Annotated in this window: 9 protein-coding genes; 7 read left to right on the top strand and 2 right to left on the bottom strand. The window is 66.0% G+C overall.

What is annotated here, in order from left to right; all coding sequences use genetic code 11:
* Window positions 1-771: LytR/AlgR family response regulator transcription factor (locus AAFH49_RS22125; protein WP_342301640.1), on the bottom strand; the 771-nt coding region annotated here is incomplete at its 3' end.
* Window positions 750-1,859, bottom strand: a complete 1,110-nt coding sequence (locus AAFH49_RS22130; protein WP_342301642.1) for a sensor histidine kinase — start codon at window positions 1,857-1,859, stop codon at window positions 750-752. The genes AAFH49_RS22125 and AAFH49_RS22130, both read right to left, overlap by 22 nt.
* A 307-nt stretch (window positions 1,860-2,166) precedes the next feature.
* Between AAFH49_RS22130 and AAFH49_RS22135 the strand changes: the two genes are divergently transcribed.
* From AAFH49_RS22135 to AAFH49_RS22165, 7 genes are all read left to right on the top strand, one after another.
* On the top strand, window positions 2,167-3,342 hold the full coding sequence (locus tag AAFH49_RS22135; RefSeq protein WP_342301643.1) for a cytochrome-c peroxidase: 1,176 nt from the start codon (window positions 2,167-2,169) through the stop codon (window positions 3,340-3,342).
* Window positions 3,343-3,402: 60 nt separating this feature from the next.
* Complete coding sequence (locus tag AAFH49_RS22140) at window positions 3,403-3,597, top strand: hypothetical protein (RefSeq protein WP_342301645.1); 195 nt, start codon at window positions 3,403-3,405, stop codon at window positions 3,595-3,597.
* A 177-nt stretch (window positions 3,598-3,774) separates the two neighbouring features.
* Entirely contained in the window at window positions 3,775-5,685 is a 1,911-nt protein-coding gene (locus AAFH49_RS22145) for a T9SS type B sorting domain-containing protein (RefSeq protein WP_342301647.1), read from the top strand.
* Window positions 5,686-5,877: 192 nt separating this feature from the next.
* A complete protein-coding gene (locus tag AAFH49_RS22150; RefSeq protein ID WP_342301648.1) occupies window positions 5,878-6,117 on the top strand; it encodes a PqqD family protein in 240 nt (79 codons plus the stop codon).
* A 6-nt stretch (window positions 6,118-6,123) separates the two neighbouring features.
* The gene (locus AAFH49_RS22155) at window positions 6,124-7,182 is read left to right on the top strand and encodes an ATP-grasp domain-containing protein (protein ID WP_342301649.1); all 1,059 of its coding nucleotides are present in this window, start codon (window positions 6,124-6,126) and stop codon (window positions 7,180-7,182) included.
* A 201-nt stretch (window positions 7,183-7,383) separates the two neighbouring features.
* Entirely contained in the window at window positions 7,384-8,727 is a 1,344-nt protein-coding gene (locus tag AAFH49_RS22160; RefSeq protein WP_342301651.1) for a type III PLP-dependent enzyme domain-containing protein, read from the top strand.
* A gap of 147 nt (window positions 8,728-8,874) precedes the next feature.
* Window positions 8,875-10,020: urea transporter (locus AAFH49_RS22165; protein WP_342301652.1), on the top strand; the 1,146-nt coding region annotated here is incomplete at its 3' end.

The following is a 10,020-nucleotide window of genomic DNA, read 5'->3' on the forward strand; positions in this document are numbered from 1 at the left end:
GCGGTAGCCGTCGCTCACGGGCAGGGTTTCGCCCCCAATCTGCACCGTGCCGCGCCCAACGGACTGGATGTGACCCAGCCCCACAATGTAGCTGCGGTGGATGCGCAAAAACTTGCTGGCGGGCAGCTTTTCCTCCATGCCGCGCAGACTGGTGAGCGAGAGCAACGGCCGCGTCTGGGTGGCCAGGTGCACCTTCACGTAGTCCTTCAGGCCCTCCACGTACACGATATCGGCCAGGGGCACGCGCACCAGCTGGTACTCTACTTTGAGGTAGATGTAATCGTCCTCGGGTGCATTGGCGGGTTGGGGAACTGGTGGATTGAGTGGCGCGGAGGCAGGCGCGGGCGTTTCGCTGGCCTGCTTCATCTCGAAGTAGGTTTTGGCCTTGAGGGCGGCGCGCAGAAACTCCTGGTAGTCGAAGGGCTTGAGCAGGTAGTCCAGCGCATCGACGCGGAAGCCTTCCAGCGCGTACTGGTTGAAGGCCGTGGTAAAGATGACGCGGGGGCCGTGCTGCAAGACTTTGGCCAGCTCCAGCCCGCTCAGGTCGGGCATCTTGATATCGAGAAACAGCAGCTGGGCATCGGGCCGCTCATGCAGCGAGCGCAGGGCGGCTACGGCGCTTTCGTGCCGGCCCACGAGGCGCAGAAACGGGGTTTGCTCGATGAAGGAGCAGACCAGGCCAAGGGCCAGCGGCTCGTCATCGACGGCCACGCAGTTAATGACGAACGGGGCGGCGGCAGTGGCGGGGATTACAGATTCAGGTGCAGACATACTTCGTACTCGTTAGCGGGGTTGCGGGGCTGCACGCGCACGGTGTGGGCGTGGGGATAGAGCAAATCGAGGCGGCGCTGGGTGTTGGCTAGGCCGATGCCGCCGGGCTCGTCGTCATCGGCGGGCCGGTCGGGGAATACGGTGTTGCGCACGCACAGCTCGACGGTATTGGCCGTGGGCTGGCGCAGCTGGATGGTGATGCAACTGGGCGCGGTGGCGCTCACGCCGTGCTTAAACGCATTCTCGACAAACGGCTGGAACAGCATGGGCGCGATGAACGGGTCGGGGCTTAGCGGGTCGGGCATCTCGAACTTGACCTGCACTTTGTTGGTCAGGCGCAGGTGCATCAGCTCAATATAATCGCGCAGGAAGCTGATTTCCTGGCTCAAACGGGTATGGCCGGCGGGCGACTCATACAGCACGTAGCGCATCATGCGCGAGAGGCGGTGCAGGTTGGTGCGGGCCAGGTCGGCGTCGAGCAGGGTGAGGGCGTAGATGTTATTGAGGGTGTTGAAGAAGAAGTGCGGGTTGATTTGGGCCTTAAGCAGGCTGAGTTCGGTAGCCACCTGGCGGCGCTCCAGTTCCAGGCGGCTTTCGGCGTCGCGCTGGCCCTTTTGCATGGCCGCGAGGCTGGTGGCAATGCCCAGCACCAGCAGCGTAATCAGCAGCACGCCGGTATTGAAGAGCGGGCGGCCTTCATCGGGCCCCAGCTGCGGGTGCGGGCGTGGGCCGGACCACGGGTTGGGCGGGTTGAGGACGGCCTCGCGGGCGGTGGCCACCAGCTCGGGCACGCCCAGGCGCTGCTCCACCTGCTGATGGATGACCAGCACTGCCAGCACCACCACGGCATTCAGGGCCACGTAGGCCCAGCCCTTGCCGCCGTACAGCAGGCGCGGCGCGGCCCACAGCACATTCAAATAAAACACGCCCACCAGCAGGCCAAACACCACGGCCTGCGTCAGCCAGAACTCGGTGGGCTTCGGGCCAGGGTAATCGGGCTGCTGGGCCACCAAAAGCACCGCCACCAGGCCCCAGACCAGGGCGTGCTGCAGCAGCGTGGAAGCCGAACGGAGTAGCGGTAACGCCATAGAAGTGGTGGATAGGAATTGCTCCGCAAGCTACAACGGCGGCCCCGCGTGCCCGGGCTCGCATCGGCCAGCGGGGGTTGGATATCGGCCAGTCGGCACTTTGGGCCGCTGGCGCGGGCAGTGGCGCAGTGGCGGTTTGGGGCCGCGCCGTTTGGGGGGCTAAATGGGCGAATGGGCGACGCCGGCTAGTAACTCGCCGATTGCAGTTTGACCAGCCTATAGAGGGCCTGCAAATTTGAACCAATCCCACCGTCCCCAAGACCAACGGGGCTGCTGGTTTTATCTCCGCTCATCTTCCAATATTCCCATGGCCTCGTCTCTACTTCCCCGCGTTGCTTCGATGGTGGCCGCCGCCGCGCTGCTGGTGGTAGTGGCCTGCCAGAAACAGCCGGATACCCCCAACGCCGCCGACCTGGCCACGCTCACGGCCCTGCCGCAGGTGGCATCCGCCCCGGCCAACAACCCGAGCAGCACGGCCAAAATCGCGCTGGGCCGCGCCCTGTTCTGGGACCCCGTGCTATCCGGCGGCAAGGACGTGAGCTGCGCCAGTTGCCACCATCCCGCCAGCGGCTACGCCGACGCCATCGACCTCAGCATCGGCAGCAATGGGCAGGGATTGGGCACTGCCCGCCATTTCCGCGCCCCCAACGACATTGCCTTCGTCAAGCGAAACTCGCCCACGGTCCTCAACGCCGCTTTCAATGGCATGGCCACCGATGGCACCTGCCAGCCTGCCACGGCCGCCATGTTCTGGGATTTGCGGGCGCAGTCGCTCGAAACGCAGTCGCTGATGCCCGTGGCCACGCTGGAGGAGATGCGCGGCCACCAGTATGCCGAGGGCGTGGCCCTCGACTCGGTGGTGGCGCGGCTGCGCGGCTTCGCGGCGTATGGGCCGCTGTTCAGCGCGGCGTTTGCGGAGGCCACGCCCATCACGGCGGCCAATATCGGCAAGGCCATTGCCTGCTTCGAGCGCACGCTGGTAGCTACTGATTCGCCCTTCGACCAGTACATGCGTGGCGATAAATCGGCCCTCACGGCCCAGCAGGTGCAGGGCTTGAATGATTTCGTGACCAGCGGCTGCGCCAAATGCCACAGTGGCCCGATGCTCAGCGACTACCAATTGCACGTCCTCGGCGTGGCCGACAACACCAAGAACCCCGCCTCCGACGCGGGCGCGAATGGCAGCTACGCCTTCCGCACGCCCAGCCTGCGCAATGTGGCCCTCACCGCGCCCTACATGCACAGCGGCACGCTGGCCAACCTGACGGCCGTGCTCAATTTCTACGACCCCGGCCGCGGGGGCCAGGCTCCTTCGGCCAACCCGCACGTGAGCGTGAGCCAGCGCGACCCGCTGTTCCCGGGCCGCGTGACTAACCCGCAGAACATCATCGCCTTTCTGCAATCCCTCACTGCCGCCAGCTACGACCGCACCGTGCCCGCCGCCGTGCCCAGCGGCCTGGCCGTGGGCGGCAACATCCACTAAGCTCGTTCCCCATTTTTCTTTTTTCAATTCATTTTTTCAACCACCATTTTCTTCATAATCATGCGCTTAACTTCCGTACTTCGTTTTGCCAGCGCCGCGGCGCTGCTGTGTTCCATGAGCAGCTTCTCGGGCTGCGAGAAAGACAACGTGAGCCCCAACGGCGGCTGCGCCAAGAAAACCACCACGACCACCACGCCTACTACCACCACCACGACGGGCACGGGCACGGGTACCGGCACGGGCGGCGCTAACTAATCCGGCACAGCGGAGCCTCACTCCCGCTCCTCTTCAAAAAAGAGGAGGAGACTGACAATTTCCGTCAGAAAAAAAGACCGATGCCGCCGCTCCCCAGGGAGGGGGCGGCGCTCGGCAGGGAGCCGGGGGTGAGGTTCCTAGGATGCCGCAGCCATATTTATTATCTTCATTATCACTATGAATACCCTCCGCTCGCTTGGTCTTTTGCTTCTGTTGCTGCTGCCGCTGGCGGCATCGGCCACGCACATTGTGGGCGGCGAGCTGGATTTGCAGTACAAGTCCGGCAGCACCTACACGCTCAGCCTCAACCTGTATTTTGATGCCATCAACGGCGACCCACTGGCCCTGGACCAGAGCCTCGTGGCCAGCATTTTTGTGAAAGCCACCAACCAGCGCGTGGTGAACGTGACGCTGCCGCTCACCTCCAATACCTTCGTGCAATACACCAACCCGGCCTGCGCCGTGGGCTCGCTGAGCACCCGCAAGCTGGTGTACACCAAAGACATCATCCTGGACGCCGCCACCTACGCCAATGCCGGCGGCTACTACGTGGCCGTGGAGCGCTGCTGCCGCAACATCACCATCAGCAACATTGTGAACCCGGCCGGCGCGGCCCAGACCTTTTACCTCGAATTTCCGGCCGTCGTCCGCAATGGCGCGGCTTTTATTGACTCCACGCCGCGCATCTTCCCGCCCCTGGGCGACTATGCGTGCCGGGGCGAACTGTTTTACTACGATTTCGGCGGGCAGGATGTGGACGGCGACTCACTCATCTACGACATGGTGACGCCGCTGAACGGCCACGCCACCGCCGCCGTGGGCAACACCGCGCCCCTGCCTAGCGCCGCGCCCTACGCCCCCATCACCTGGAGCCAGGGCCTAAGCGCCACCAACCAGATTCCGGGCTCGCCGGCTTTGGGCATCGACGCCCACACCGGCCGCCTCACGGTGCGGGCCAGCAGCCTGGGGTTGTTTGTGTTCGGAGTGCGCTGCTCGGAATACCGCAAGGGCGTGAAGATTGGCGAAACGCGGCGCGACTTCCAGCTTTATGTCCTGAACTGCCCCACCAACGTGGCCCCGAAGCTCCAGGTGCACGCCGCTAATAGTGCCACGCTATACCGCCCAGGCCGCGACACGCTACGCCTGCTGCCCGGCGGCAACCGCTGCCTCACCATCCGCTACACCGACCCCGACCCGAACTCGGTGCTCACGATGAGCACGCGGGCAGTCAATTTCACGGTACCCGCGCCCACCTTCACCACCAGCACCAGCGGCACGGTGCGGGCCGCCGGCGCACCGGATACCCTTACCGCCACCCTCTGCTTTCCCGATTGCTCGGACACCAAGGGCAAGGTGTATTTGCTCGACCTCATTGTGGCCGATAACGGGTGCAGCCTGCCCAAGCACGACACCGTGCGCGTGGCCTTCACTGCCACGCAGGCCCCCAACGCGGCCCCGGTGCTCACCAGCAGTTTCCCGCCCGCCCCGGCCCCGGCCGTGGATGCCGCGCCCACCGTGGTGCGCGTGACCCTGGGCCAACGCTACACCGCCACCCTCACCGGCACCGATGCTGACCGCAACTCTTTGGCCCTTACCGCCACCGGCGAGAGCTTCGACCTGGCCGCCGTGGGCATGCAGTTTGCGGCCCAGAACGGTACGGGGCTGGCCAATGCCACCTTCGCCTGGGAGCCCACCTGCGTGGCTGTGGCGGCCATCGGTGCTAATGATGGCCTGGTCGTGCATTTCAAGCTCACCGAAACCGGGCCGTGCGTACCGCTGCCGCAGGAGCGGGTCATCCGCTTCCAGGTGGTGCCGGTGGCGGAGCTAGCGGCCTTCCGCCCGGCCAACGTCATCACGCCGAACGGCGATGGCCTGAACGATTTCCTGCGCATGCCCGACCTGCCGGTGGACTTCTGCGATAACAAATTTGCGGGCATCAAAATCTTCTCGCGCTGGGGGCAGCAGGTTTTTGCGTCGTCAGAGCGCGGGTTTCAGTGGGGTGGCCAGGGCGCGGGCGGGCTGTATTATTACCTCGCCACTTACACCGATGGCCGCAAGTTCAAGGGCTGGGTGGAGGTGATTCCGTAGCGGGGCTTGTGCTAAACCAACGTTGCAGACGCCTGTCATCCTGAGCGCAGCGAAGGACCTTATCACGCCTGCGCCAATTGAATTGCCGACAGCATTACTACAGACCGTTCTTGGGTGATAAGGTCCTTCGCTGCGCTCAGGATGACAGGGCCGCCCCCGCTCTAACCCTTCCTTCCCTACCTTTCCCCTCCCATGAAGCTCAAGCCCAACATTGCCACCAGCGAGGCCGGATTCATCTTCAATCCCGCCACCGGCGACTCCTTCGCGGCCAACCCATTGGCAGCCGACATCCTGGCCCGCGCCAAGGCCGGACTGGACACGGCTGCCATCAAGGCCGACATTCTGGAGCGCTACGACGTGGCCCCCGGCCAGCTCGAAAAAGACTGGGACGACCTGCTGGCCCAGCTGCGCGACTTCAACCTGCTAGACTAACCCACTGTGCCCCTTCCCAGTACCCGCCCGCGCCTGACCGTGGCCGTGACCGGCCTTAACGCCACCGACAGTCCCGGCCCGGGCGTGGCCGTTATCCGCGCCCTGCGCGAAACCACGGACTTCGACCTTCGCATCATCGGGCTGAGCTACGAGGCGCTGGAGCCGGGCATCTACCTGCGTGAGCTGGTGGATAAGACCTACCAGCTGCCCTACCCGGCTGCGGGCACGGCGGCGCTGCTGGCGCGGCTGGCCCACATCCGCGAGCGGGAGGACGTGGCCGTGCTCATCCCCAACTTCGATGCCGAGCTGTTCAACTTCATCAAGCTGGAGCCCGAGTTGCGGGCGCTGGGCATTCACACGTTTCTGCCAACGCTGGCCCAGCTCGATGCGCGCGATAAGCTGAACTTGGCCGCCTTCGGGGCCGCGCACGGGCTGAGCACGCCGGCCAGCCGGCCCCTGCACAGTGCTTTTGAAATAACCGCGGCCGCTGAGCAGCTAGGCTGGCCGCTGGTGCTGAAGGGCCGCTACTACGATGCCGCCGTGGTGCACTCGCTGGCGCAGGCCGAGCAGGCGTTTGCACGGCTGAGTGGCTTGTGGGGCGTGCCGCTCATCGCGCAGGCGTTTGTGGCGGGGCAGGAAATCAACATTGCCGGGCTGGGCGACGGGCACGGCCACGCCCTGAGTGCGGTGCCCATGCGCAAGCTCACCATCACGGACCGGGGCAAGGCCTGGGCTGGCATTACGCTGGAAGACGAGGCGCTGCTGGCCCTGGCCCGCCGTTTTGCCGAGGCCACGCGCTGGCGCGGCGGCTTCGAGCTGGAGCTGATTCGCACGGCGGCCGATGAGTTGGTCATCCTCGAAATCAACCCCCGCTTCCCGGCCTGGATATACCTCACGGCCGCCGCCGGCCAGAACCAGCCCGCCGCCCTGCTCCGCCTGGCCCTGGGCCTGCCCGTGCCGATGATGGAGGGCTACGCCGTGGGCAAGATGTTCGTGCGCTACGCCTGGGACCTGATTACCGACCACACCGAATTCCAGCAAGTGGCCGCGCTGGGCGAACTTTGAGCTCCCCTCCTCAGCTGAGGAGGGGATGTTGCCGCGACGCGGCAACGGGGGTGGTTGACCTCGTTGCACGATGCCCGAACGACACCCGGTTGAAGCGGGCGCGAGTCGTTCAACGAGTCAACCACCCCAGCTGCCGCTTCGCGCCAGCATCCCCTCCTCGGCTGAGGAGGGGAGTTGTCCGCTGGTTCATCATCATCCTTCATGAAAAAACCTTACGAACGTCCCACCCTCCGCAAGCTCACGGCCGGCGCGCTGCACAAGTTCGGCCCGCGCCCCGGGGCCGCGCCCACCACGGCCCTCGATGGCGTGCCCGTGGCGGAGCTGGTGGCCCGGTTCGGCTCGCCCTTGTTTGTGCTGAGCGAGCGGCAGCTGCGGCGCAGCTACCAGGCGGCGGTGCGGGCCTTCGGCACGCGGTATCCGGCGGTGCAGCTGGCGTGGTCGTACAAGACGAACTATTTGAATGCCGTGTGCCGCACCTTCCACCAGGAGGGCGCGTGGGCGGAGGTGGTGAGCAGCATGGAACTGGAAAAGGCGCTGCTCAACGGCGTGCCCGGGCCGCACATTCTCTTCAATGGCCCCGGTAAGCGGCGCACGGACTTGGAGCGAGCTTGTGAGGTCGATGCCGTCATTCACCTCGATAATGCTGACGAGCTGCACCTGCTGCTCGACGTGGCCGCCGGACGCGCCACCCGGCCCCGCGTGGCCCTGCGCGTGAACCTCGACGCCGGTATCTACCCGCAGTGGGACCGGTTTGGTTTCAACCTAGAGAATGGCGAGGCCTGGCAGGCGCTGGGCCGAGTAGTAACGTCGGGGCGGCTGGCGCTGGTGGGCTTGCACTGCCACATCGGCACCTACGTGCTTCAGCCCAAAGCCTACGGCACGGCGGCTACCAAGCTGGCAGCGCTGGCCCTCCGCTGTGGGCGGGAGTTGCACACAGCCGTGCAGTACCTCGACCTGGGCGGCGGCTTCCCTTCCACCAACACTTTGAAAGGCGCTTACCTGCCCGCCGCCGACACCGTGCCGCCGCTGGACGAGTACGCCGAGGCCATCACCGGGGCGCTGCTGGGCGCGGGCTTCCCTTCGGATGAGCTGCCGCTGCTGGTGCTGGAAGCCGGCCGGGCGCTGGTCGATGATGCGGGCTCGCTCATCGGCTCGGTGCTAGCGAATAAGCGCCTGGCCGACGGCCGCCGCGCCACCATCCTCGACTTCGGCGTGAACCTGCTCTTCACCTCCTTCTGGTACGACCACCACATCAGTCCCACCCGCGAATTCTCCAATCAAACCGAGCCCACCGTGCTCTACGGCCCGCTCTGCATGAACATCGACCAGCTGCGCGACAGCATTGCCCTGCCCCTGCTCGCCCCCGGCGATACCGTGGTGGTGCACAAAGTGGGCGCGTACAACATGAGCCAGTGGCAGCAGTTCATCAACCTGCGCCCGAACGTGGTGATGATTGACGAGGCCGGCGCGGTGCACTTGATAAGAGCCGCCGAGACGCTGGAGTACCTGCAACAGTTGGAGCGGGTGCCGGAGCATCTGTTGTAGGGGCGGGGCTTGCCCCCGCCCGCCGTTCGGGCCGCCTCGCCTATCACTCACAATCAACCACTGCTCACCGTTCAACGACGGGCGGGGGCAAGCCCCGCCCCTACTTCGGTTATCTTTCTCCTTTGCTTACTGGTCTTCCCTCGACCCATGCCTGCCTCCTTCTCCTCCTTCTTCCGCGCCGTGCTGCACAGCTACGCCATGCTGTTCTTTTCGCAGCACCGGGGCTTTGCGGCTGTGCTGCTGGTGGTGTCGTTTGGGCACCCGGTGGTGGGGGCGGCGGGGCTGGCCAGTACCTGCCTGGCGGTGGCGGGGGCACGGCTCGGGGGCTTCAATAAGGAATGGACGGACAGCGGCGCGTACAGCTTTAATGCCCTACTCACCGGGCTGGCGCTGGCCTCGTTCTTCGCGCCGGGCTGGGGGATGGCGGGGCTGGTGGTGGTGGGCGCGGGCTTGGCCCTGCTGCTGAGCGTAGCCCTGGGCGGCTGGCTGGGCGGGCGGGGGCTACCGTTTCTGTCGCTGCCCTTTGTGGGCACGGTGTGGGTGCTGCTGCTGGGAGCCGGGCCGCTGCTGCACCTGCCGGCGGCCGAGGGCGGCATCTACTGGCTGAACGAGGCCTACGCCCTGGGCGGCCCCCGGCTGGTGGCGGCCGCCCAGTGGGTGGGCGACTGGCCCTGGCCGCCCCTGCTGGCCACCTACCTGCGGGCGTTGAGCGCGGTGCTGTTTCAGGACAGTGCGCTGGCGGGGCTGCTGGTAGCGGCGGGCTTGCTGTGGCACTCGCGCATTGCGTTTTCCTTGTCGGTGCTGGGCTTTTTGGGGGCGTATGGGCTGCTGCTGCTCACCGGGCCGGCGGGCAGCGGGCCGATGGACTATAACCTGGGGGCCAACTACGTGGTGGCCGCCGTGGCCGTAGGCGGCGTGTTCGTCATCCCCTCGGCGGCCAGCTATGGGTGGGCTTTGCTGAGCGTGCCGGTGACGGTGGTGGCGCTGGCCGGCTTCACCACGGTACTCGATAAGCTGGGGCTGCCGGCCCTCTCGCTGCCCTACTGCGCTACGGCGCTGCTGTTCCTGTACGTGCTGCTGCTGCGCGAGCGGCCGGGCGCGGGCCTCGTGCTCACCCCCATCCAGCGCTACTCGCCCGAGCGCAACCTCTACGCCTACGCCACGGCCCGGGTGCGGCTGGCCCACCAAGGCGCGGTTGCCCTCACCCTCCCCTTCCGGGGCGCGTGGACCTGCACCCAAGGCTACCTGGATGGCGGCCCCACCCACCTCGGCGACTGGGGCCAGGCCCTGGAC

The sequence above is a fragment of the Hymenobacter segetis genome, from assembly GCF_038448715.1.
In the GTDB taxonomy this organism is placed as follows: domain Bacteria; phylum Bacteroidota; class Bacteroidia; order Cytophagales; family Hymenobacteraceae; genus Hymenobacter; species Hymenobacter segetis.